The 24406-nt window shown below is 65.8% G+C and carries 21 protein-coding genes and 1 tRNA gene; 5 read left to right on the forward strand and 17 right to left on the reverse strand.

The window, feature by feature from the left end:
• The 9 genes from bamA to rpsB form a co-directional block, all read right to left on the reverse strand.
• Window positions 1-1223, reverse strand: a 1223-nt coding sequence (bamA, locus tag U1H82_RS17390; protein WP_322966238.1) for an outer membrane protein assembly factor BamA, incomplete at its 3' end; no start/stop codon positions are given.
• A 79-nt stretch (window positions 1224-1302) separates the two neighbouring features.
• Window positions 1303-2439: an RIP metalloprotease RseP gene (gene rseP, locus U1H82_RS17395; protein ID WP_322966300.1), complete on the reverse strand. Its 1137-nt coding sequence runs from the start codon at window positions 2437-2439 to the stop codon at window positions 1303-1305.
• Complete coding sequence (dxr, locus tag U1H82_RS17400) at window positions 2436-3593, reverse strand: 1-deoxy-D-xylulose-5-phosphate reductoisomerase (protein WP_322966239.1); 1158 nt, start codon at window positions 3591-3593, stop codon at window positions 2436-2438. The genes rseP and dxr overlap by 4 nt, the downstream gene beginning before the upstream one ends.
• Window positions 3593-4360, reverse strand: a complete 768-nt coding sequence (locus tag U1H82_RS17405; RefSeq protein WP_322966301.1) for a phosphatidate cytidylyltransferase — start codon at window positions 4358-4360, stop codon at window positions 3593-3595. Before U1H82_RS17405 ends, dxr begins: the two co-directional genes overlap by 1 nt.
• A 53-nt stretch (window positions 4361-4413) precedes the next feature.
• Entirely contained in the window at window positions 4414-5082 is a 669-nt protein-coding gene (gene uppS, locus U1H82_RS17410; protein ID WP_375339555.1) for a polyprenyl diphosphate synthase, read from the reverse strand.
• Between the two features lie 89 nt (window positions 5083-5171).
• Window positions 5172-5729, reverse strand: a complete 558-nt coding sequence (frr, locus tag U1H82_RS17415; protein WP_007404456.1) for a ribosome recycling factor — start codon at window positions 5727-5729, stop codon at window positions 5172-5174.
• 3 nt (window positions 5730-5732) lie between these two features.
• On the reverse strand, window positions 5733-6458 hold the full coding sequence (gene pyrH / locus U1H82_RS17420) for a UMP kinase (RefSeq protein ID WP_322966240.1): 726 nt from the start codon (window positions 6456-6458) through the stop codon (window positions 5733-5735).
• A 328-nt stretch (window positions 6459-6786) separates the two neighbouring features.
• Window positions 6787-7722 (reverse strand): translation elongation factor Ts, encoded by a 936-nt coding sequence (gene tsf / locus U1H82_RS17425; protein WP_322966242.1) that lies wholly within the window; start codon window positions 7720-7722, stop codon window positions 6787-6789.
• 160 nt (window positions 7723-7882) lie between these two features.
• On the reverse strand, window positions 7883-8692 hold the full coding sequence (rpsB, locus tag U1H82_RS17430; protein ID WP_322966243.1) for a 30S ribosomal protein S2: 810 nt from the start codon (window positions 8690-8692) through the stop codon (window positions 7883-7885).
• Between the two features lie 125 nt (window positions 8693-8817).
• On the opposite strand from rpsB, the gene U1H82_RS17435 reads away from it, so the two are divergent.
• A complete protein-coding gene (locus U1H82_RS17435; RefSeq protein ID WP_322966244.1) occupies window positions 8818-9300 on the forward strand; it encodes a hypothetical protein in 483 nt (160 codons plus the stop codon).
• On the opposite strand, the gene pssA is transcribed toward U1H82_RS17435, so the two are convergent.
• Both pssA and U1H82_RS17445 read right to left on the reverse strand, forming a co-directional pair.
• Window positions 9236-10060, reverse strand: a complete 825-nt coding sequence (pssA, locus tag U1H82_RS17440; RefSeq protein WP_322966245.1) for a CDP-diacylglycerol--serine O-phosphatidyltransferase — start codon at window positions 10058-10060, stop codon at window positions 9236-9238. The genes U1H82_RS17435 and pssA overlap by 65 nt on opposite strands.
• A gap of 11 nt (window positions 10061-10071) precedes the next feature.
• A complete protein-coding gene (locus tag U1H82_RS17445) occupies window positions 10072-10794 on the reverse strand; it encodes a phosphatidylserine decarboxylase (RefSeq protein WP_322966246.1) in 723 nt (240 codons plus the stop codon).
• 142 nt (window positions 10795-10936) lie between these two features.
• On the opposite strand from U1H82_RS17445, the gene U1H82_RS17450 reads away from it, so the two are divergent.
• The gene (locus U1H82_RS17450; protein ID WP_322966247.1) at window positions 10937-12157 is read left to right on the forward strand and encodes an NADP-dependent isocitrate dehydrogenase; all 1221 of its coding nucleotides are present in this window, start codon (window positions 10937-10939) and stop codon (window positions 12155-12157) included.
• 102 nt (window positions 12158-12259) lie between these two features.
• On the opposite strand, the gene U1H82_RS17455 is transcribed toward U1H82_RS17450, so the two are convergent.
• Window positions 12260-12709, reverse strand: coding sequence for a c-type cytochrome (locus U1H82_RS17455; protein ID WP_322966248.1), 450 nt, complete (start codon window positions 12707-12709; stop codon window positions 12260-12262).
• 136 nt (window positions 12710-12845) lie between these two features.
• Between U1H82_RS17455 and U1H82_RS17460 the strand changes: the two genes are divergently transcribed.
• Complete coding sequence (locus tag U1H82_RS17460) at window positions 12846-14624, forward strand: cation:proton antiporter domain-containing protein (RefSeq protein WP_322966249.1); 1779 nt, start codon at window positions 12846-12848, stop codon at window positions 14622-14624.
• Window positions 14625-14758: 134 nt separating this feature from the next.
• Here the strand turns inward: U1H82_RS17460 and U1H82_RS17465 are convergent, their stop codons facing one another.
• The 5 genes from U1H82_RS17465 to U1H82_RS17485 form a co-directional block, all read right to left on the reverse strand.
• Window positions 14759-17431 (reverse strand): valine--tRNA ligase, encoded by a 2673-nt coding sequence (locus U1H82_RS17465; protein ID WP_322966251.1) that lies wholly within the window; start codon window positions 17429-17431, stop codon window positions 14759-14761.
• A gap of 42 nt (window positions 17432-17473) precedes the next feature.
• Complete coding sequence (locus U1H82_RS17470) at window positions 17474-19099, reverse strand: histidine kinase famiy protein (RefSeq protein WP_322966252.1); 1626 nt, start codon at window positions 19097-19099, stop codon at window positions 17474-17476.
• Between the two features lie 73 nt (window positions 19100-19172).
• Complete coding sequence (locus U1H82_RS17475; protein WP_322966253.1) at window positions 19173-19748, reverse strand: DUF2497 domain-containing protein; 576 nt, start codon at window positions 19746-19748, stop codon at window positions 19173-19175.
• Window positions 19749-19802: 54 nt separating this feature from the next.
• Entirely contained in the window at window positions 19803-21335 is a 1533-nt protein-coding gene (locus tag U1H82_RS17480) for a TolC family outer membrane protein (protein WP_322966254.1), read from the reverse strand.
• A 6-nt stretch (window positions 21336-21341) separates the two neighbouring features.
• Complete coding sequence (locus U1H82_RS17485) at window positions 21342-22010, reverse strand: protein-L-isoaspartate O-methyltransferase family protein (protein WP_322966255.1); 669 nt, start codon at window positions 22008-22010, stop codon at window positions 21342-21344.
• 270 nt (window positions 22011-22280) lie between these two features.
• Between U1H82_RS17485 and U1H82_RS17490 the strand changes: the two genes are divergently transcribed.
• Both U1H82_RS17490 and U1H82_RS17495 read left to right on the forward strand, forming a co-directional pair.
• Window positions 22281-22354 (forward strand) — tRNA-Cys (locus U1H82_RS17490).
• Window positions 22355-22513: 159 nt separating this feature from the next.
• Entirely contained in the window at window positions 22514-24400 is a 1887-nt protein-coding gene (locus tag U1H82_RS17495) for a M61 family metallopeptidase (RefSeq protein WP_322966256.1), read from the forward strand.
• Window positions 24401-24406: the final 6 nt, after the last annotated feature.

Genomic DNA, 24406 nt, shown 5'->3' on the forward strand with positions numbered 1-24406 from the left:
CGCACCTGGAAGCTGTTGAAGGCGTCGCCCTCGGCCACGCGGATTTCGCGGCGGACGACCTTGTCCTGCGTCTGCGTGTTGCCGTTGATGTCGATCCGCTCGACATAGGTGCGCTTGGCTTCGGCGATGTTGAACGTGATCGACATGGTCAGCGCGTCCTTGTCGCGCTGGAAGTCGGGGTTCACATCGGTAAAGGCATAGCCGAACAGACCCGCCGTCTGGCTGAGGCTGTCGATCGAATCCTCGATCAGCTTGGCGTTGTACCAGTCGCCCTTTTTCATGGGCAGCGAGGCGGCCAGCTTGGCATTGTCGAAGTCGCGAATCTGGCTGTCGACCTTGACGTCGCCGAACTTATAACGCGGACCTTCCTCCACCACATAGGTGATGATGAAGTCCTTCTTGTCCGGGGTCAGCTCGGCCACCGCGCTGGTCACACGGAAATCGGCATAGCCGTTGGTCAGATAGAAGAGGCGCAGCTTCTGCTGGTCGGCGGCCAGGCGATCCTGGTCATAGCTGGTCGCCGAGGACAGGAAACGGAACCAGCGCGACTGCTTGGTGTACATCGCACCGCGCAGCTGATCGTCGGAGAATTTCTCGTTGCCGATGATGTTGATCTGGCGGACCTTGGACTTCGGCCCCTCGCTGATCTCGAACACCACGTCGACGCGGTTCTGGTCGAGATTGACCATCTTGGGCTCGACCACCGCGCCGAACCGGCCCTGGCGGCGATACAGCTCGATGATGCGGGCCACGTCCTGGCGAACCGCGGTCCGGGTGAAGATCTGCCGCGGCGCGAGCTTGATCTCCTTCTTGATCTTGTCTTCCTTCAGGCGCTTGTTGCCCTCCAGGATGACCCGGTTGATGATCGGGTTCTCACGCACGCGCAGCACGATGTCGCCCGTCTCCACGCCGGAGATCGAGAAATCCGCGAACAGCTCGGACGCCTGAAGGTCCTTCAGCGCCTGGTCGAGCGTTTCGGGCGTATAGGGCATGCCGACCCGAAGCTTGGTGTAGGACAACACCGTCTCGGGCTCGATACGCTGCGCACCCTCGACGCGCAGCGACTTGATCGTGCGCACCGGCGCCGGGGCGATCAGCGGCGTGGGTGCCGCCCCCGGTGTCGTACCCGCGCCCGGCGTGGCAGGCGCGGTCTGTGCCATGACGGGCACACCCGACAGCATCGTGCCCGCCAGCAATATGGCGCCCGCGCGCACAGTCTTCATACCCGTCATTGCTGTCACCAAACCCACCCCAGAAAAGTCGAACCGACCCCTGTCGTCGTCGCGCCCTGCCCCATCGGCGTCAGCCGATCAAGCTGCGGATGTTTTTCCATAGCCCCAAATTGCCCAGATCGTTGAACGTCACGAAGAGCATCAGGGCCAGGATTGCGATCAAACCGCCGCGAAACGCCCATTCCTGCGCCACCGGCTCCAGGGGGCGCCGCCGCACGGCCTCGATCGCATAGAAAAGAAGATGACCGCCATCCAGCATCGGCACTGGCAAGAGGTTGATGAACCCTAGATTGATGGAAACCAGCGCCACGAAGAAAACAAAGGCGTCGAGGCCCAGCGACATCTGCTCGCCCGACACCTTGGCGATCGATACCGGCCCGCCCAGTTCCTTGACCGAGCGGCGGCCCGAAATCACCTGGCCCAAAGTCTCGACCATCATCCGGACGATCTCCGCCGTCCGCTCGACCGCGACGACGGGCGCGCGCAACAGGCTGACCGGCCGGATATCCACCATGCCCGCGCCGCGCAGGCCGAGACGACCGATGCGGTAGCTGTTGCCGAAACGGTCGCGCTGCTGCTCGGTGCCGATCGTCGCGCTGGTCGTAAAGGGGGTGCCGTCCCGCGTCGCGGTGATCGTCACCCGGTCGCCCGCCCGAATCTGCACATAGCGGGCGATGTCGGCAAAGTCGGTGACGGCACGATCGTCGATCGCCGTCACCCGGTCGCCGGGGCGCAGGGCGGTCGCCGCTGCCGCGCTGCCCGGCATGATCTGTCCCACGACCGGCGGCACCACGGCCTCGCCATAAGCATAGGCAAAGCCCGCCAGGATCAGGATCGCCGCGACGAAGTTGATCGCAGGGCCCGCCGCCACGATAATCGCGCGCTGCCATACCGGTTTCGCCTGAAAGGTCCGGGCGCGCTCCTCGGGGGGCAGCGACAGCCAGGCGGCGTCGGGCTGGCTGGCGGGGTTCATGTCCCCTGCGAACTTGACGTAACCACCCAGCGGCAGCCAGCCGATCTTCCACCGCGTGTCGCGCTTGTCGGTGAAGCCCGCGATTTCCCGGCCGAAACCGATGGAGAAGGTCTCCGCCTTCACCCCGAACAACCGCCCGGCGAGATAATGACCCATCTCGTGCACGAACACGAGCGGGCCGAGCGCGAGTATAAAGGCCAGGACGGTCAGCAACAGGCCGGGGGTTTCGATCAAACGACGCAATCCTCAACGCGCTCGGCCGCGATCACCCTCGTCTCCGCATCGATCGCAATCACCGCATCGAGCGTTTCCGGCGGGGCCGGGTCGTAGCGATGAAGAACATGTTCGACGATTGCGGCAATTTCGAGGAAGCCGATCCGTTTGGCAAGAAAAGCCGCGACCGCGATCTCGTTGGCCGCGTTCAATATGGCGGGCGCGGCCCCGCCCGCCTCCAGTGCGGCCCGTGCCAATCGCAGCGCGGGGAAGCGCACCGGATCGGGTGCGGCGAAGTCCATCCGTCCCAAGGCAACCAGATCAAGCGGCGCCATCGGTGTCGGCATCCGGTCGGGCCAGGCCAGGCAATGCGCGATCGGCACGCGCATGTCCGACGGACCCAGCTGCGCCAGCATCGACCCGTCGACATAATCGACCGCCGAATGGATCACCGATTGCGGGTGCAGCACGATCTCGATCCGGTCGGACGGCACGGGGAACAGGCGGGCGGCCTCGATCAGTTCCAGCCCCTTGTTCATCATCGTCGCCGAATCGACCGAAATCTTGGCGCCCATCGACCAGTTGGGATGGGCGACCGCCTGTTCGGGCGTCACACCGCGCATCTCGTCAAGGCTCGCCTCACGAAATGGCCCACCGCTGGCCGTCAGCACGATCCGCCGCACCCGCTCGGGCCGCGCGAAGTCGAAACATTGGTAGATGGCGTTATGCTCGCTATCGGCCGGGAGCAAGGTCGTCCCTGCCTTGGCGGCCGCCGCCAGCACGACCTCGCCCGCAGAGACGAGCGGCTCCTTATTGGCGAGAACCACCGTGCCGCCATTGGCGATCGCGGCCATGGCGGGTTCAAGTCCCGCGCATCCGACGATGGCGCCCATCGTCCAGTCGACCGGCAAGGCCGCCGCCTCGATCACCGCGGCCCGCCCACCCGCAACGCGGGTTTCGGTTCCGGCCAGCGCATCGCGCAACGCAGGCAGACAGCTTTCGTCCGCGACCACCGCCAGTTCGGCCTTGGTCCGCTTCGCCGCCGCCGCCAGCTTGGCGACGTCGCAATTCGCGGTCAGCGCGCGAACGCGGTAGCGATCGGGCTCGCGCTCGATCAGGTCCAGCGTCGAGGTGCCGACCGATCCGGTCGCGCCCAGAATGGTTACGCTGCGCATCAGAACAGGTCCGGCAAGAAGATCAGAAGCGCAGCGATCGGCGCGACCGGCACGATACCGTCCAGCCGGTCCATCACGCCGCCATGACCGGGCAGGACATTGCCGCTGTCCTTGACGCCTGCCCGCCGCTTGAGCGCGCTCTCGAACAGGTCGCCCATCTGGGCCAGCACCGCCAGCACCGGCGTCGCGATGACCAGATGCAGCGGCAGGTCATGCCCCCAGCGCATCAGCACCGCGAGCAAGGTCGCCGCCGCGACGCCGCCAAACAGGCCCGACCAGGTCTTGGCCGGACTGATACTGGGGGCGAGCTTGGGCCCACCGAACTGCCGCCCGACAAAGAACGCCCCGCTATCGCATGCCCAGACCAGCGCCATCGACCAGAGCGACAACACCAGCCCGTCCGAATGCAGCCGGATCGCCAGCAGCGAAAAGACCGGCAGTCCGACATACAGCGCCCCCGCCCCGAACTCTGGACGGCGCGATACGATGGTCAGGAAAAAGAAGGTCGCCGCGATCAGCCCCAGCGCAAAAAAGCCCGGTCCCGCCGCCAGCCCCGGCGCCATGATGGCGAGCGGCACCGACAGGGCAAATTGGGCCAGCCGCTTCTGCTTGGCATCGACCTTCAGCAGGTCCGACCATTCGGCCATCATGAACAGGGCGACGACGACCGCCAGCAGCCAGAAGGCCAGATCGCCCAGCGCGAGACAGACGCTGGCCACCGCGATCATCACGATGCTGGCCAGGACCCGCTTGGTCAGGTTGGACATGCTCTTGACCGGAGCCGGATCGGGCGTGCCGGTCGACGGGATTTCAGGATCGGTCACAGGCCGCCGAAACGCCTGTTCCGACGGCCGAACTCCGCCACCGCATCGGCCAGCGCCGCCTCGTCGAAATCGGGCCAGAGCGTATCGACGAACAGCAATTCGGCATAGGCCGCCTGCCACAGCAGGAAGTTGGACAGCCGCTGTTCGCCCGAGGTGCGGATGACCAGGTCGAGCGGCGGCAGGCCGTTGGTCTGCAACTCGGCCTCGATCGCATCCGGCGTGATCGCGTCGGCGGTCATCTCGCCCGCCGCGACCCTTGCCGCCAACCTTTTGGTCGCCTCGACCAGTTCGGCCTGCGCACCATAATTCAGCGCGATCGCCAGGATCGGGCCGCTATTGCTTTCGGTGCGGGCGATCGCATCGTCGATCATCGCGACCAGATCGGGCGCGAAGCGGCGATAGTCGCCGATCACCCGCAACCGGACATTGTCCGACACCAACTCGGCCAGATCCTTGCGCAGGAAGATGCGCAAGAGCCCCATCAGGTCGCTGATCTCGGTTTCCGGCCGCCGCCAATTCTCCGAGGAGAAGGCATAGAGGGTCAGCGCCTCGATCCCCAGGCTGCGCGCCGCACGCGCGATGCGGCGCACCGCATCCACCCCGGCCTTGTGACCGGCGAAGCGGGGCAGCAGACGGCGTTTGGCCCAGCGACCATTGCCGTCCATGATGATCGCGACGTGACGCGGGACCGCACCCGTATCGGGCACGGCCACCAGCGACCCCAGAGCCGTCTGGGCCGAGGCGGCCGGAGGACTCACTTGCCCAGGATTTCCTTTTCCTTGGCCGCCGCCGCCGCATCCAGCTCCGCGATGGTGGCGTCGGTCAGCTTCTGCACCTCGGTCTCGTGGCGCTTGCGCTCGTCCTCGCCGAAGACGCCCTTCTTCTCGTCGGTCTTCAGGCTGTCCATGCCATCGCGGCGCACGTTGCGCACCGCGATGCGCGCGCTCTCGGCATACTTGTTGGCCAGCTTGGCAAGCTCCTTGCGGCGCTCCTCGGTCAGGTCGGGGATCGGCAGGCGCAGCGTCTGGCCGTCGTTGATCGGGTTCAGGCCCAGACCGGCCGAGCGGATCGCCTTTTCGACCGACGACACGTTCGACTTGTCCCACACCTGCACCGACAGCATGCGCGGCTCGGGCGCGGAGACGGTCGCGACCTGGTTGAGCGGCATGTGGCTGCCATAGACCTCGACCGTCACCGGATCGAGCAGCGCGGTCGAGGCGCGGCCGGTGCGCAGGCCGTTCAGATCGTGCTTCAGCGATTCGACCGCACCCTGCATGCGGCGTTCGAGATCGGATTTGTCATAGGCTGCCATGATTTAAGCTCCTGCGTTCTGGACGATCGTCGACACGCCTTCGCCAGCGAGCACGGCACCGAAATTGCCATGCTCGCGGATGTTGAAGACGACGATCGGGATATTGTTGTCGCGGCACAGCGCGATGGCCGAGGCGTCCATGACCTTCAGGTCGTCGGACAGCACCTTGGAGAAAGTGACGGTTTCGTAGCGGGTCGCGGTCGACACCTTTTTCGGATCGGCATCATAGACGCCGTCGACACTGGTGCCCTTGAACAACGCGTCGCACTTCATCTCTGCCGCACGCAGCGCAGCGCCGCTGTCGGTGGTGAAGAAGGGCGAGCCGACACCGGCGGCAAAGATCACCACGCGGCCCTTTTCCAGATGGCGCTCCGCACGGCGGCGGATGAACGGCTCGCACACGCTCGACATCGGGATGGCCGACTGGACGCGCGTGTCGACGCCGATCTGCTCCAGCGCATTCTGCACGGCGAGCGCGTTCATCACGGTCGCCAGCATGCCCATATAATCGGCGGTCGCCCGCTCGATCCCCTTGGCCGCCGCCGACAGGCCACGGAAGATATTGCCACCGCCGACGACGATGCACAGCTCATAGCCCTTGGCACGGACATCGGCGATCTCCTGCGCCACGCGCGCGGTGATCTCGGGCGAGATGGCCAGGCCGCCCTCGCCCATCAGGACCTCACCCGACAATTTCAGAAGGATACGTTTGAAGCGCGGGGTGGTCATCGTTTCTCGGATCTTGGTGATGAAAGTGGCGCGGACCTTAGGCGGCGACCGGCCAGCGGGCAACCATGGAGCGGCGGACCGTGGGGATTTTCGTGGAGCATTCCATTCCTCCCCAAGCTCGCTTGGGGAGGGGGACCATCGCGCCAGCGATGGTGGAGGGGCCAAGACGAACCGGCCATGCCCCTCCACCACGCCCTGCGGGCGCGGTCCCCCTCCCCGAGCAAAGCTCAGGGAGGATTTCAGGAAGCCCCAAACACAAAGAGAGCGGCCACCTTGCGGCAGCCGCTCCCCTTTGCCATCACCGTCCCATTACAGGACGGCACAGGAATTACGCCTTCTGCGGAACGCCCGAAGCCGCCGCCACTTCGGCCGCAAAGTCCGACGCTTCCTTCTCGATGCCCTCGCCCAGCTGGAAGCGGACATAGTCCACCAGCTTGATCTCGGCACCGGCGTCCTTGCCGGCCTTCGCCACGACGTCGCTGATCTTGGTCTTGCCGTCGATCACGAACAGCTGGCTGACCAGCGCGTGCTCCTTGCGGTACTTGGCGATCGAACCCTCGACCATCTTGGCGATGATGTCGGCGGGCTTGCCCGATTCGGCAGCCTTTTCGGTCGCGATCGCGCGCTCACGCTCGATCTCGGCCTCGTCCAGGTCTTCCTCGTTCAGCGCCTTGGGGAAGGCAGCGGCGATGTGCATCGCCAGCTGACGGCCCAGCGACTGCAGCACGTCGTCGGCGGCGTCCGACTCCAGCGCGACCAGCACGCCGATCTTGCCCAGGCCCGGCGCCTGCTGGTTGTGGACGTAGGACACGACCGCGCCCTTCGACACTTCGAGGCGCTTGGCGCGACGCAGCGACTGGTTCTCACCGATCGTCGCAACGTTGTTGGTCAGCACTTCGGCGACGGTGCCGCCCTGCGGCATCGCTTCATTCTTCAGCGCTTCGATGTCGTCGCTGGTCTTCAGCGCGATCGCGGTCACGTCCTTCACAAACGCCTGGAACTGGTCGTTCTTGGCAACGAAGTCGGTTTCCGAGTTCACTTCGACGGCGGCGCCGACGGTGCCATTGGTGGCGACGCCGACCAGACCCTCGGCGGCGGTACGGCTCGACTTCTTCTGCGCGGCCGCCAGGCCCTTCGTGCGCAGCCAGTCCAGCGCGGCGTCCATGTCGCCATTCGCCTCGGCCAGCGCCTTCTTGCAGTCCATCATGCCCGCGCCGCTCTTTTCGCGCAGGTCCTTGACCATCGCTGCGGTGATATCGGCCATTGTCTGATTCCTCTGTCTGAAAAGGGGGATGCGGGTAGGGCCGCCCCATCGGAGGCGGCCCTTAGCACGGCTTGCATGTCAAGCCGATGTCATCGACCGGCGAGATGCCCCATCCGGTCGACGATCGCCCCGCCCGCACCGCGGGGCTCTTGTCACGCGATTACGCGTCGAGCTGACGCTCGGCCTCGACCGCCTGCTCGGCGACGTCGGCGGGAGCGACGGTCAGCGCTTCCTCGACGGGCGGCTCGGCCATCGCACCAAAGTCGGTGCCGCTGCGGCGCTGCTGCTCGTTGTTGCCACGGGTCGCGGCGATGGCAACGGCTTCGCAGTACAGACGGATCGCACGGCTGGCGTCGTCATTCGCAGGAACCGGGAAGGCGATGCCGTCGGGCGAGACGTTCGAGTCGAGGATCGCGACGACGGGGATGCCCAGCGTGTTGGCTTCCTTGATCGCCAGCTCTTCCTTGTTGGCGTCGATCACGAACATCACGTCCGGGATGCCGCCCATGTCGCGGATGCCGCCCAGCGACAGCTCGAGCTTGTCGCGCTCGCGGGTCAGGTTCAGCACTTCCTTCTTGGTCAGGCCGTGCGTGTCGCCCGACAGCTGCTCTTCAAGGGTCTTGAGGCGCTTGATCGAGTTCGAGATCGTCTTCCAGTTGGTGAGCATGCCGCCCAGCCAGCGATGGTTGACGAAGTGCTGGCCCGCACGGCGAGCGGCCTCGGCGACCGGCTCCTGCGCCTGGCGCTTGGTGCCGACGAACAGGACCTTGCCACCGCCAGCGACGGTCGAGCTGATGAACTCGAGGGCGCGCGCGAAGAGCGGCACGGTCTGCGACAGGTCGAGAATGTGAACGCCGTTGCGGTCGCCAAAGATGTAGGGCTTCATCTTCGGGTTCCAGCGGTGGGTCTGGTGGCCGAAGTGCGCGCCGGTCTCGACCAGCTGCTGCATGGTGACGACGGGTGCCGCCATAAGATAATTCCTTCCGGTTAGTCCTCTGGGAAGCGGATGACGCGGCGGGCGAAGCCCATGCGCACCGAAATATGATGCTTCCCATGCGGTGTTGAGGGCCGGGCGCTTAGCCGATCGAAAACTCGATGGCAAGCGCGATGCAGCGTTCACTTTTGTTCCAAGGGCGGTTGACAGAGGAACATCGGCGGAACATAAAGCGATCACAACAGGGTACACAGGTTGACCGTCGCATAACGCTTTCGCAACGTCGCGGATTTGGCACGGTTCATCCTGATGTCGCCGTTTTGGCGACGGAACTGGACGGAAAAATCAATGGTTACGGCCGGGTTAATATGCCGGTTCGTAACGTACGGCAGGAGGCTGACATCATGATGATCGTGGTGAGTGTTCTGGTTTTCACGGGCGCCTTGGTGGCAGCCCTGACCACCATTGCGATGATGATCGCACCCCAATGGCGTCGCATCCTTCATCTGGCGACTGGCCATGTCGAACCGGCCTTCACCCCGCTCTCCACGCTGGTCGTGGCCGAGCATCGGATCGCCGTCAGGCGCTGGGCGGCGGGCTCGCCTGCCCCTTCGTCGCTGATCCGCCGCCGCGCTGCCGCTTGAGGCGGGCATAGGCGATCATGGTAATCGGGATGCTGGCCAGATAGGCAAGACACACGGCGGTTAATGCGTGCCACGGTGCCGAGAGGAAGGCCACACCGACCAGCACGATGATCGCCAGCGCCTCGAACCGCACATTGCGGCGCAGACGGAACGAGGTCCAGGACAGGGTCGCCAGGCTCGACACCATCAGCAACGCGATGAAGGCAACCCAAGGCGCGACCAGATAGGGCGAGGCGAAGATCGGCTCGCCGGTCCAGAACCAGAGATAAAGCGGCAACATCGCCAGCCCAGCCCCGGCAGGGGCCGGAACGCCGGTAAAGAAGCCAGCGGTCTTGCGCGGCTGATCGGCGACATCGAGTTGCGAATTGAAGCGCGCCAGACGCAGGGCACAGAATACCGCCTGTAGCACGGCGCAGATCCAGCCGATGCGCGGCAGGTTTTGCAGCGACCAGAGATAGAGGATCAGCGCCGGCGCGACGCCGAAGGAAATCGCGTCGGACAGCGAATCGAGTTCGGCCCCGAACCGGCTCTCGCCCCGCAACAGCCGCGCGATCCGCCCATCGAGCCCGTCGAGCACCGCCGCCACCATGATCATGGCGACGGCCGCTTCCCACGATCCGGCGATCGCGAACTTCACCCCCGTCAGCCCGGAACACAAAGCGAGCGCGGTGACCGCATTGGGAATGATCGCGCGCAGGGGAAGACCGCGTGGCGGGGCACCATCGGCACGGCGACGCGCGAAACGGGGGGAAAGGGCCATCGGGTTTAGACTTACTGCGCGATGCCGGTCATCGGCTTGCCGCCGACCCGGCCGATCACCGTCTCACCCGCGACCGACCGCTGGCCCAGGCAGACCTGCGGCGTGACATCGTCGGGCAGATAGACGTCGACACGGCTGCCAAAGCGGATCAGGCCGACGCGCTGACCGGCAGCGACCATATCCCCCGGCTTGACGAAGCCGACGATGCGCCGTGCGACCAGACCGGCAATTTGCGTGAAGCCGTATTTGCGGCCGTCGCGCCCCTCGACCACGAAATGCTGGCGCTCATTCTCGTCCGATGCCTTGTCCAGGTCGGCATTCAGGAACTTGCCCGAGATATAGACGACCTGACGGATGACACCCGCAACCGGCGTGCGGTTGATGTGCACGTCGAACACCGACATGAAGATCGATACCCGGACCAGCGGCGCCTCGCCCAGTTCGCCGACCAGTTCACGCGGGATCGGCACGCGCTGGATCATCGTGACCAGCCCGTCGGCGGGCGCGACGATCAGGTCGTCGCCCTGCGGCGTGGTCCGGATGGGATCGCGGAAGAACGCCGCGATCCAGATGCACAGGCCGACGAACGGCCAGAACAGCACCTTGGTGACGAGGGTGGCCAGCAGGGTCAGGCCCGCCCCGATCAGCACATATTTGCGCCCTTCGGGATGGACGGCGGGAAAACGCCACTTGACCGTGGTGGTGGCGATGGGAGGCTTTTCAAGCGAAGGCATCGGACCTGTTTACCTGTCCACCGGCCGTCGCACAATCTTTTCGGTTCGCCCCGGCCCTTTCGCCGATCCGAAGGGGTGGTTGATCCATCGCGCCCCCTCCCCTAGACGCGTGGCAAACCCGCCTAATCTGAAGGATGCGCATATGGCGAAGATCAAGGTAAACACCCCCGTCGTGGAGATCGACGGCGACGAAATGACCCGGATCATCTGGGAATGGATTCGCGAGCGCCTGATCAAGCCGTATCTCGACATCGAGCTCGCCTATTTCGACCTGTCGGTCCAGAACCGCGACGCGACCAGCGACCAGGTGACGATCGACAGCGCCCACGCCACCCAGAAGTACGGCGTCGCCATCAAGTGCGCGACCATCACCCCCGACGAGCAGCGCGTCGAGGAATTCGGCCTGAAGAAGATGTGGAAGTCGCCCAACGGCACGATCCGCAACATCCTGGGCGGCGTGGTGTTCCGCGAGCCGATCGTCATCAAGAACGTTCCTCGCCTCGTTCCCGGCTGGACCCACCCGATCGTCGTCGGCCGCCATGCGTTTGGCGACCAGTATAAGGCGACCGATTTCAAGGTCCCCGGCAAGGGCAAGCTGACCCTGAAGTGGGAAGGCGAGAATGGCGAGTCGATCGAGGAGGAGGTGTTCAACTTCCCCGCGGCGGGCGTCGCCATGGGCATGTACAATCTTGACGATTCGATCCGCGACTTCGCGCGCGCCTCGATGAACTATGGCCTGAACCGCGGCTGGCCGGTCTATCTGTCGACCAAGAACACCATCCTGAAGGCCTATGACGGCCGCTTCAAGGATATCTTCCAGGAAGTGTTCGACGCCGAATTCGCCGAGCAGTTCAAGGCGGCGGGCATCGAATATCAGCACCGCCTGATCGACGACATGGTCGCCTCGGCGTTGAAGTGGCACGGCGAATTCGTCTGGGCCTGCAAGAACTATGACGGCGACGTGCAGTCGGACACCGTGGCGCAGGGCTTCGGCTCGCTGGGCCTGATGACCTCGGTCCTGATGACCCCGGACGGCAAGACGATCGAAGCGGAAGCGGCGCATGGCACCGTGACCCGCCACTATCGCCAGCACCAGCAGGGCAAGGCGACCTCGACCAACCCGATCGCGTCGATCTTCGCCTGGACCGGCGGCCTGAAGTATCGCGGCAAGTTCGACAACACGCCCGACGTCGTGCGCTTCGCCGAGACGCTGGAAAAGGTCTGCATCAAGACCGTCGAGAACGGCCAGATGACCAAGGACCTCGCCATCCTGATCGGCCCGGACCAGCCCTGGATGACCACCGAGCAGTTCTTCGAGGCGATCCGCGTCAATCTCGAAACCGAAATGGGCAACTGGCAGTAAGTCTTACCGACAGATGCAAGGAAGGGGCTCGGAAGCATTGCTTTCGGGCCCTTTTTCTATGCGCCACCTGCCTTGGACGAAACCCCGCTGCCTGCCGCGCGGCTATTCCCGCCCTTCCCGCTCCAGATAGGCGATGACGTCCGCTCGATCGAGCGGATCGGACAGCCCGGCAAAGGTCATCTTGGTCCCCGGCGCAAAGCGCTGCGGCGAAGCCAGCCAATGGTCCATCGTCACCCGGTCCCAATGCCCGCCAACCCGCTCCAGCGCCGCCGTATAGCCGAAACGCGCGCTACCACCCGCCACCGGCTTGCCCATGATGGCGTGCAGATTGGGGCCTGCCCGGTCCAATTGTCCCTTGCCGATGGTGTGACAGGCCAGACACTGGCCGAAGGTCCGTGCGCCCGCATCGGCATCCGCGACCCGCATCAGCGCGTCGAGCGACGGATTGGGCCCCGCCGCCTTCAACCGCGCGGCCCGGCCATCATCACCACAAGCGGCAAGCGTCAGACAGGACAGGAGCAAAAGGGCGGACAGGGCACGGAACGATATCATGCCCCGCCCTACCCCCCGCCAAGCCGCCCGCCCCATTGGACGAATCGCCCCAATGAACCGCCTCATTAACCACAGGGCGTCGTTTCGTGGGATTAACGACCTGACAAGCGTCATCAAGCCGGTCTAGTCTGTCGCCATGGCACTTCGGTTAGACAATCAGGGCTTCTCCGACGCTCTCGTCATCCTCGGCTCCGCGGGGATCGTCATCCCGGCCTTTGCCCGCTTTCGGGTCAGCCCGGTAATCGGGTTTATCCTGGTCGGATTACTGGTCGGACCTGCCGGGCTGGGATCGCTCGTACCGCATGCGCCGTGGCTCTATTACCTGACCATCTCCAACCCGGAGTCGATCGAGCCCTTTGCCGAGTTCGGCATCATCCTATTGTTGTTTTCCATTGGCTTGGAGCTTTCCTTTCGCAGGCTTTGGGCAATGCGACGGCTGGTGTTCGGCACCGGCGCGGCGGAGCTGATCGGCTCGGCGGCGCTGATCGGGATCGCGCTGCACCTGCTGGGCCAGGGCTGGGCGGGCGCGATCGGACTCGGGCTGGCGCTGACCCTGTCCTCGACCGCCTTGGTGCTGCCCTTGGTCGGCACGACCAGCCCGGTCGGGCGCGGTGCGTTCGCGATGCTGTTGTTCGAGGATCTCGCGCTGGTCCCGATCATCTTCGCCTTGGGCGCGATGGCGCCGACCGCGTCGGACGAAGGCTGGGTCGGGATTGCGGGCGTCGCGTTGCGCGGCGGATTGACCGTGCTGGCCATGTATCTGGGCGGCAAGATCGTCCTGCCCCGGCTGTTCTCGCAAGCCGCGCGGACCAAGAGCCCGGAGCTGTTCCTCGCCGCTTCGCTGCTGGTGGTGATCGTCGCCAGCGTCGCGACCACGGCGGCGGGACTCTCGCCGATCGTTGGCGCGCTGCTCGCGGGCCTGTTGATCGCAGAGACCGAATATCATTCCGAGGTCGAGGTGATGACCGCGCCGTTCAAGGGGCTGGCGCTGGGCGTGTTCCTGATTACAGTCGGCATGAGCCTGGACCTGCGGCTGATCGCCCGGAACTGGGACATGCTGCTGCTGGCGGTGGTCGGCGTGGTCGCGGTCAAGGCGATCGTCACCTATCTGCTGCTGCGCGTGGCGCACGCCCGCCGCGGGGTGGCGGCGGAGACGGGGTTGCTGATGGGCAGCCCGTCGGAAACCACGCTGATCGTGCTGGGGACGGCGGCACAGGCGCAGCTGATCCTGCCCTCGACCGCCGCTTTCTGGCAGACGGTGACGGCGATCGGCCTGACCATCACTCCGCTGCTCGCCAAGGCCGGGCGCGTCATCTCGCGCCGGATCGAGGCGCGCAGCACCGATGGCCCCGCCGTGCCGGAGCCGGATGCGGATGCCGGGCGGACGGTCATCATCGGCTTTGGCCGCGTCGGCAAGATGATCGCCGACATGCTGACCGTGCACGGCCAATCCTATGTCGCGGTCGAGGCCGATATCGATTCGGTGACCGAGGCGCGGCGGGCGGGCTATCCGGTGTTGTTCGGCGATGTCGCGCGGGCCGAGCTGGTCGACCGGCTGGACCTGCCTGCCGCGCGGGCGCTGATCCTGACGATGGACGATCCGGTGCTGACCGTGCGGCTGGCCCGACGTATCCGACAGGCCGCGCCCGACCTGCCGATCATCGCGCGTGCGCGGGATATGGCGCATGCGACCGAACTCTACCGCGCGGGCGTCAGCGAGGCGGTGCCGGAGACACTGGAAAGCTCGCTGCAATTGTCGGAGGCGGTGTTAGTCGATCTGGGCGTCGCGATGGGGCCGGTGATCGCGTCGATCCATGAGAAGCGCGACGAATTGCGGCAGGTTATCCGGCGCGAGGCGCAACTCCAGCGCGAGCCGCGCATCCGGCGGCTGAGACGGCTGGGGGAACAGAGTTAATCAATCCTCCCCAAGCTCGTCTTGGGAAGGGGGACCATCGCGCCAGCGATGGTGGAGGGGCAGGCCCCTCGCCCCTCCACCACGCCCTACGGGCGCGGTCCCCCTCCCCATGCACAGCATGGGGAGGATTGGGGTTAGCCCAGGCGGCCTAGGGCCGCGTGTAGCCTGGCCGCTTCCGCCATTTTGTCGGCGTGGTCGGCCTTCGCCTTTTCCACCGCTTCGGGCTTGGCCCGTTCGACGAAGCTGGCGTTGCTCAATCGCCCGCCCAGCGCGTCGCGTTCCTTCTCCACCGCCGCGATCGCCTTGGTCAGACGCTGCCGCTCGGCGTCGAGGTCGATCACGCCCTCCAGCGGCAGGACGAAGGTCGCCTCGTCCACCACGACCTGCGCCGCGCCACCGGTCGCTTCGCTTTCGGCCGCTTCGACGCGCGCCAGACGGGCCAGCGCCGCGGCCTGGCGTTCGAGCCGCGCCTTGGTGTCGGCACGGGCATCGCGGACATGCATCGGCAGTCGTGCGCCCGGCGGCACGTTGAGTTCGGTGCGGGCGGCGCGAATTTCGCTGACCAGACGGATCAGCCAGTCGATCTCACGCTCCGCCTCGGGGTCGAGCGCGCGGGCGTCGGCCATCGGCCAGGCCGCCACGATCAGGTCATGATCGCGCGCGCCCATGGCATGCCACAGTTCCTCGGTGATGAAGGGCATGAACGGGTGGAGCAGGACCAGGATCTGGTCGAGCACCCAGCCCGCCACGGCGCGGGTCTCGTCCCCCCCCTCTTCGCCGCCCTGAAGGACCGGCTTGATGAGTTCGAGATACCAGTCGCAGAAACGGCTCCAGACGAACTGATAGATCGCATTCGCCGCGCCGTCGAACCGGTAATCGGCCAGCGCCAGGTCGACCGCCTGCACCGTCTTCACCGTCTCGGCGATGATCCACTTGTTGACCGCGAGGCTCGCGTTCGGAGCCTCCAGCGTGGTCGACGCGCCGATGCCATTGGCCTGAGCGAAGCGCGCCGCGTTCCACAGCTTGGTCGCGAAGTTGCGATAGCCCTCGACCCGGCGTTCATCCATCTTGATGTCGCGGCCCTGGCTCTCCATCGCCGCCATGAAGAAGCGCAGCGCGTCGGCGCCGTACTGGTCGATCAGGCCCAGCGGATCGACCGTGTTGCCCTTCGACTTCGACATTTTCGAGCCGTCGGCGGCGCGGACAAGACCGTGGAGATACAGCGTCTTGAAGGGCACTTCTTCCATGAAGTGCAGCCCTTGCATCATCATCCGTGCGTCCCAGAAGAACAGGATGTCGAAGCCGGAGATCAGCACGTCATTGGGGTAGCGCCCCGCCAGCGTCTTGTCGCCATTGTCGGGCCAGCCCAGCGTCGCGAACGGCCAGAGCGCCGACGAGAACCACGTATCCAGCACGTCCGGGTCGCGGGTCAAGGTGACACCTTCGCCTGCTTGCGTCTGCGCTTCTTCCTCGGTCTCGGCGACGAACACGCGGCCATCCTCGGCAAACCATGCCGGAATCTGGTGGCCCCACCAGAGCTGGCGGCTGACGCACCAGGGCTGGATATTCTCCATCCAGTTGAAGAAGGTCTTCTCCCAAGCCTGCGGCACGATCTTGATATCGCCCGAGCGCACCGCCTGGATGGCGGGCTGGGCTAGCGTCTTGGCGTCGACATACCATTGGTCGGTCAGCCACGGCTCGATCACCACACCGGAACGGTCGCCATACGGGGTCTGGATCGTCCGCGGCTCGGCGTCGTGCTCCTCGCCGTCCTTGTCGATATGCGGGATCAGGACGCCTTCGTCCTTCAACCTTGCGACGACGGCCTTGCGCGCGTCGGCGGTCGACAGGCCGAGGAAGGCGTCGGGGATCAGCCCGTCGGCGGTCTGGCAGACATGCGCCTTGGCATCGAGCATGTTGAGCATGTCACGCGCTTCGATCCCGGCGCGGCGGCCGACCTCGAAATCGTTGAAGTCGTGGCCGGGCGTGATCTTGACCGCGCCCGATCCCAGTTCGGGGTCGGCATGTTCGTCGGCGACGATCGGGATCAGGCGGCCGGTGATCGGCAGACGCACCTGCTTGCCGATCAGCGCGGTGTAGCGCGCATCGTCCGGGTGCACCGCGACCGCCATGTCGGCCAGCATCGTCTCGGGGCGCGTCGTCGCGACCTCGATAAAGCCCGATCCATCGGCCAGCGGATAGCGCAGGCGCCAGAAGCTGCCCTTCACTTCGCGCGTCTCGACCTCGAGGTCGCTGATCGCCGTGCCAAGGCCCGCATCCCAATTGACCAGCCGCTTGTCACGGTAGAGCAGACCCTGACGGTAAAGGTCGACGAACACCTTCAGCACCGCCTTGCTGAAGCCCTCGTCCATGGTGAACCGCTCATTGGCCCAGTCCATCGAACAGCCCAGACGGCGCAGCTGGCCGGTGATCTGGCCGCCGCTTTCCGCCTTCCACGTCCAGACCTTTTCCAGGAACTGGTCGCGGGTGAAGTCGGTGCGCTTCTCGCCACGCGCGTTCATCTGGCGCTCGACCACCATCTGGGTCGCGATGCCCGCATGGTCGGTGCCGACCACCCACAAAGCGTCCTTGCCCTTCAGACGGGCATGGCGGACCAGAATGTCCTGCAACGTGTTGTCCAGCGCGTGGCCGATATGCAAATTGCCGGTGACGTTGGGCGGCGGGTTGACGATCGTCCACGGCTCGGCATTCGGGCGGTCGGGGCGGAACAGGCCCTTTTCCTCCCAATGGCCATACCAGCGGGCTTCGATTGCGGCGGGGTCGAACGTCTTGGGCAGCTCAGTCATGCCGCTGCCTTAATGACCCGCGTCGCCGGACGCCAGATGCTATCAGGTGCGGGCCCCCGGCCGGTCGAGGACGGCGCGGATGCGTTCGTTCAGATCGGTGCGACGATAGGGCTTGCGGATCAGCTCATAGGAGCGCGCACCTTCGTCGATCGCCTCGTCGGCAAAGCCGGTGGTCAGCAGCACCGACAGGCGCGGATAATCGCGCCGTACCGCCTGCGCCAGGGCGACGCCGTTCATCCCGCCGGGCATCAATATGTCGGTGAACAGCAGTTGGAAGTCATCGTCCTTCGCCAGATGGTCGAGCGCCTCGCGCGCGCTGCGGGTCAGGACGACATCATAGCCCAGATCCTCGAGCATCGACTTGCCCAGATCACCGACATCCTCCTGATCCTCGACCATCAGGACGCGCTCGACCCCGCCGCTATGCGCAGGCTGAACCGGCATGGCGCGGCGTTCGGTGACGCCCGCCGCGCGGGGAAAATACAGGGTGATCGCCGTGCCACCGCCATCACCGGCTTCGACCGTCGCCAGCCCGCCCGATTGCCGCATGAAGCCATAGACCATGGCGAGGCCCAGGCCCGCCCCCTTCCCCATTTCCTTGGTGGTGAAAAAGGGATCGAAAATCTTGTCGGCGATCTGCGGGTCGATGCCGGGGCCGTCATCGGCGATGCACACCACGACATATTCGCCCGGCTCCAAATTGGTCGGCCCCTCCGGCTGATCGACGGACTGGATCATGTTGCGGGTCGACACCGCGATTTCGCCATGCCCCCGGTCGCGACCGATCGCCTCACGCGCGTTGGTGACGATGTTGAGCAGCGCCATCTCGGCCTGGACCGGATCGATCCGGCAATTCCAGAGATTTTCCTCCAGCCGCTGGCGCATCACGATGCCGTCGCCCGCCGTGCGGTTCAGGATCGGGCGGAAATCCTCGATCAGCTGGTTGAAGTTGAGCAGCCGGTCGCGCAACTCCTGCTTGCGGGCAAAGGCGAGCAGTTGCTGGGTCAGCGTCGCGCCGCGTGCCGCAGCGGCAGCGATCGCCTCGACCGCGCGGCGTCCGCTGCGATCGCCCTGATCGACCCGTGCTTCGAGAATGTCCGAATAGCCGATGATGACCTGCAACAAATTGTTGAAGTCGTGCGCGATGCCGCCGGTCAGCTTGCCGACCGCCTCCATCTTCTGCGCTTCGTGCAGGGCATCCTCGGCCTCGCGGCGGCGCGAAATGTCGAGCTGGCTGCTGAAGAAATAGACCAGTTCGCCCGCATCGTCATAGACGGGCGAGACGAACAGCGCGTTCCAGAAGGTCGAGCCGTTCTTGCGATAGTTGAGCAGTTCGACCGCGATCTCATCGCGCCGCGCGATCGCCGCACGCACCTGTGCCACTACGTCGCGGTCGGTTTCGGGCCCTTGCAGGAAACGGCAGTTGGTGCCGAGAATTTCGGCTTCCGAATAGCCGGTCATGAAGCTGAAGGCTTCGTTGCAGAAGACGATCGGGTTGTCCGGCTGCCGGGGATCGGTGACGATCATCGGCATCCGCGTCGTCTTCACGGCGGCGAAGAAGATGTCCGACTGGCCCGAATGCGGTTGCTTCGCATCGGCGATCGGCGGGGACGACACGTGCGAGCGCGTCGATTTCGACAGATCGGGCGTCTCGGGCGTCGGGTCCATGGACATCGAACCCGGACAGGTGCCGCCGGTTCCGCTTACACCTTGATGTACGTGGAAAAGTCGGTGGGCGGGATCAGCGCCCTTCGCGTGTGATCCGGGCGATTTCGCGGGCCACCATCGCCTCGACCATCTCGGGCAGATGGGTGTCGAGCCACTCACGCAGCATCGGGCGCAGCATCTCGCGAACCAACCCTTCCAGGGTGCCGTCGCTGCTCGGTTCCGGCTTGACCATCATACGGCTGAGCGCCTCCAGAGAACCACGGCTGGCCTCGGCCACGCGCGGGGAAACGATCGCCTCTTCCCCATCGTCATCGGCCGGATCGACCTTAGCGACAGACGGGGCGGCGGGCGGGGCCGGTTGCGGTGCGGGGGCTGCGGCCTGCGCGACGGGCTCGGGGACCGGAGCAGGCTCAGGGACGGCGCGCATCGCCGATTCGGCAGCACGGGCGGCGGCGGCCTCGACCTTCATGCGCAGCGGCATGGGATCGCTCAGTTCCAGAACCTCGGGCGAATCATCGTCCGCGGCAGGTGCAGGCACGGGGCGCGGCTGACGCCGCTGACGTGTGGGCACCTCGCCCTCTTCGGCAATGATCCGTTTGATCGAGGAGAGGATTTCCTCCATCGACGGCTCGGCGCTGATCTCACCCATGACCGCAAACCCCATTTCAGCCCCCCAAGGCCCCCCAAAGGCCAGCAGCCGACCTTATTGCCGGCTTGGTGCCGATGCACCTGTGGTTAATGCGGGGCTTCTGTCAACAGGGGCGTTGACGTCGGCGTCGAGCGGACGGGTGATCGCCGCCGTCTGGGCCGGGGTTACGGCGGTGGTGCTGGCGACCGGCGCAGGCTCGCCGTCACCGTCCCAGTCGTTGATCCTGTTGCGGACGCGCTTGTAGTTGGCGACCGGATCATAGAGCGGACCGCCGTCCAGCCCCAGGTCGCGCGCCTCGGCATTGCCCATCGCCGCGATCAGCGCGAAGCCCGCGACATAGGCATCGCGCCGCGCCGTCACCAACGTCACCTGACTGTTCAGCAATTCCTGCTCGGCGTTCAGGATATCGAGCACGGTGCGGGTGCCGACGCTGTTCTCGGCCCGCACGCCCTCCAGCGACAGCGAATTGGCGCGCACCGCCGATTCGGCCGAGGCGATCACCTCCTGCGAGGATTGCCACACGGCATAGGCGGAGCGAACCTGCGCCACGACCTGCCGCTCGGTGCCGGTCGCGTTCTCCAGCGCCTGGCCGCGCAGTGCCTCGGCCTGACGGACCTGCGCCGCCGGGCGGCCCCCCTGGAACAGCGGCATGGACATCTGGACGCCGACCGTCGCGTTGACGCCGGAGGTCGGGACGTTGCCCGCGCTCGGAGGCGCATTGAGGGAGCCCAGATAGTTGAAATAGTTGCCACTCGACACCGCAGCGACCCGTGGCAGCCGATTGGCGCGCGCGACGTTGATGTCATACCGGGTCGCATCCGCCGAACGGCGTGCGGCGATCAACTGTGGGTTCTGCTCGAGGGCGACGGCCACCGCCTGATTGGGCGAGGCAGGCAGCGTCGGGAGTGCTGGCGGCGGCTCCAGCCCGACAGGTGCGATACCGACGATGTTGATGTAATTCTCGCGGCTGGAGATCAGATTGGCCTGCGCCGACTGAAGCTGCGCCCGCGCCTGCGCCAGACGCGCCTCGGACTGGGCGACGTCGGTCCGGGTCAGGTCGCCGACCTGGAACCGGTCGCGCGAGGCGCGCAGGTTCGTCTCCAGCACATTGACGTTACGCGTGTTGAGATTGACGATCGCCTCGTCGCGAATGACGTTCATGTACGCCGCGACGACATTGGTGAAGAGGTTCGCCTCCACCCCTCGCAATTGCGCGCGCCCCGCATCGACCCGCGTCTCCGCCGCCCGCACCGCATTCTTGACCGCGCCACCCTGATAGAGCGGGACCGACAACTGCAACTGCCCCGTGCCGACGCGCTCCGGATTCAGGAAGTTGTTGTTGGCGACAACGATGTTGTCGATGATCTGCCCGTTCGACTGAAGCGACGGCAGGCCGTTCGATTTGGCGATCGGCACATTCTCATCGGTCGCGCGCTGGGCGGCCCGCTGGCCGGTGATCGTCGGATTGGTCTGATACGCCCGCACCATCGCCTCGCGCAACGTCTCCGCCGAAGCCGACCCGGCCAGCAACAGGGCCGAGCCGATCAGAACGCCGGAGGTCAGGCAGGAAGTCAGGTGCAGGCGCATAGTCCCTCAGAATTGGAAGGCGCGGGGACGGGCAAAGCCCGGCAGGATGGTGCATTCGGCATCGGCAAAGGCGCGCACGCCGTGACCGCCCTCGGTCCGGCGACCGCTGGCCAGCCGAGTGACGCCGTTCTCGACCAGCCCGGTGACGATCCGGCCGCCGATCTTGACCTGCTCGACCAGCGCGGTCGGCAGTTCCTCGACCGCGCCGTCGATGACCAGCACGTCATAGGGGGCCGCAGCGGCATGACCGGCATTGAGCGCGCCCTGCACGACCTCAACCTTGGTCTCACCCGCCAGCGCGGTGCGCGCAGCGGCGACCAGCTCGGGCTGTTCCTCGACCGCGATCACCTGGGTCACGATCCCGGCCAGCAGCGCGGCGGTATAGCCGGTCGCCGCACCGATCAGCAGCACGCGGTCACCCGCCTCCAGATAGGCCTCGGTCAGCAGACGGCCAGTCGCCATCGGCAGGTTGACCGCGCGGCCCTGCCCCAGGTCCAGCGTGCCATCGCGATAGGCGACCGGCCGCAGCGCCTCGGGCACGAACGCCTCACGCGGAACCCGCGCCATCGCGGCGACGACACGCTGGTCGCTGACCGCCGTGGTGCGCAGCTGGCTGGCCACCATCGCATGGCGCATCGCGTCGAAATTCGAGGAATCAAAGCTGGTTGTCATCATCGCCCTACCCTGTCGCACAGCCGTTTTAGTTGTGCAATACACTAAATTGGTTCCCGCCGCTTCTATCGCGTGGGGCGATTTCCGCCAAGCGTGGTTGCATGTCGACGCAAAGCGAGCGTTCGACTGTTAATCGAGCGGCGGCACCACCGAATCGCAGCCGCCCTACCCCTGGGGTAAATCAGGAACAGTGCGTACTTTTTCAAATCGACTGCGTACTCGCTGTTGACAGTCCGGCGAAAACCACAGAAAGGCGCCGCTCCCACGCATCGAGGCGCGATGGCGGAGTGGTGACGCAGAGGACTGCAAATCCTTGCACCCGGGTTCGATTCCCGGTCGCGCCTCCAGATTTTCCTGACATTCGGATGAGCGGACCATCCCTGCGGGGCGGGACGCAAGGCGATTCGGCCGTATTGCCGTAGATCGCCGCCCACCGCCGAAAAGCGGTGGACCCATTTGTACGTCCATGCCTAAGTCACGGCATGACAGTTATGATGGGGAACAGGATGCGGGTTCTGGCGATGACGGCGGCGTTAGCGCTGGCCTCCACGGCGATGCAACCGGTCGCGGCGCGGACCGCCCCCGCCGCCAAGGCCACGCAGGTGCCGGTCGACTATGACATCGCCTTCCCCCGTGCCGAGCATCACGAGGCGCAGGTCAGCGTCACCTATCGCGGGTTGCCCCGCAAACCCGTCCGCTTCCAGATGGCACGCTCCTCGCCCGGCCGCTATGCGCTGCACGAGTTCGCCAAGAACGTCTATTCGGTGTCCGCCGTCGACGGTACGGGCAAGCCGCTGACCGTCGAGCGGACCGATCCCTATGGCTGGACCGTGGCGGGCCATGACGGCACGGTGACGGTGCGCTACACGCTGTTCGGCGACCGGGGCGACGGCACCTATGCGCAGATCGACCCGACCCATGCCCGGCTGAACATCCCCGCGACCTTCCTCTGGGCGGTGGGCCAGGACGCACGGCCGATCCGCGTCCGCTTCCACCCAAAAGCCGGGTGGAAGATCGCCACCCAACTCGCACCCACCAACGACCCGACGGTCTTCACCGCGCGCGACCTGCAATATTTCATGGACAGCCCGGTCGAGCTGTCCGCCTGGGACGAGCGCCACTGGCCGGTGACGAACGGCGCCAAGACCTACACCATCCGCCTGACCGTCCATCATGACGGCAGCGCCGCCGATCTCGACCGCTTCGCCGCGATGGCGCAGAAGGTCGTGGCGCAGCAGATCGCGATCTTCGGCGAGCCGCCCGCCTATGATTACGGCACTTACACCTTCCTCGCCGACTACATGCCGCAGATCAGCGGCGACGGCATGGAGCATCGCAACTCGACGGTCATCAGCACGCCCAAGTCGCTGGCGGCCGCCAAATTCTCGCAGATCCAGACGCTGAGCCACGAATTCTTCCATAGCTGGAATGTCGAGCGCATCCGCCCGGCCGAGCTGGAGCCGTTCGACTTCACCCGCGCCAATGCCACGCCGTCGCTATGGCTGGCCGAGGGCTTCACCCAATATTACGGCCCGCTGGCAGTGGTGCGCGCGGACGAGATGCCGCTCGACGATTATGTCAGGCAGATATCGGGGACGCTCAACGCGCTCATCAATTCCCCGGCACGTCGCTATGGCGGTCCGCAGGAAATGAGCCTGCGGGCGCCCTTTGTCGACGCGGCCCAGTCGATCGACCCGACCAACCCCAATATCTTCTTCTCTTACTACCCCTATGGCGCGATCATCGCGCTGGCGCTGGACCTGGAGTTGCGACAGCGTTTCCCGAACCTGACGCTCGACGATTATATGCGCCGGCTCTGGCGCAGCTTCGGCAAGCCGGAGCGTAGCTATCGCCCCGACGACCTGCGCGTCGCGCTGGCGCAGGTGACCGGGGATCAGGGCTTTGCCGACCGGTTCTTCGCGCGCAGCGTAACCGCGAGCGGCCTGCCCGATTTCGCGCCGCTGCTCGCCCAGGCCGGACTGACACTGCGCAAGGCGCATCCGAATGCCGCCTGGGCGGGCGGCACGCCGGGAGTGGAAGAGGGCAGCCTGACGATCGCGGTTCCGACTGTGCCGGGTACGCCGCTCTATGAGGCCGGGCTCGACAAGGGCGATCGGATCGTCAGCGTGGATGGCCACCCCGTCACGACGCAGGAGGCCTGGACCGCGCTGCTGGCGCGTCATGTGCCGGGCGACCGCCTGCCCATCGTCTATCGCCAGCGCGGCGGGGAACGGAGCGCGACGCTGACCCTGGCCACCGATCCGACTATCGAGGTCCTGCCCAATGAACGGATCGGCCAGCCGCTGACGCCCGAACAGACCCGCTTCCGCCAGGCCTGGCTGGGCCCGCGCCCGGTGCCCACCGCCTCTTTGCCCGTTCCGGCCTCGCAATGATTCGGT

Source organism: Sphingomonas fuzhouensis, from assembly GCF_034659795.1.
Classification (GTDB): Bacteria; Pseudomonadota; Alphaproteobacteria; order Sphingomonadales; family Sphingomonadaceae; genus Sphingomonas; species Sphingomonas fuzhouensis.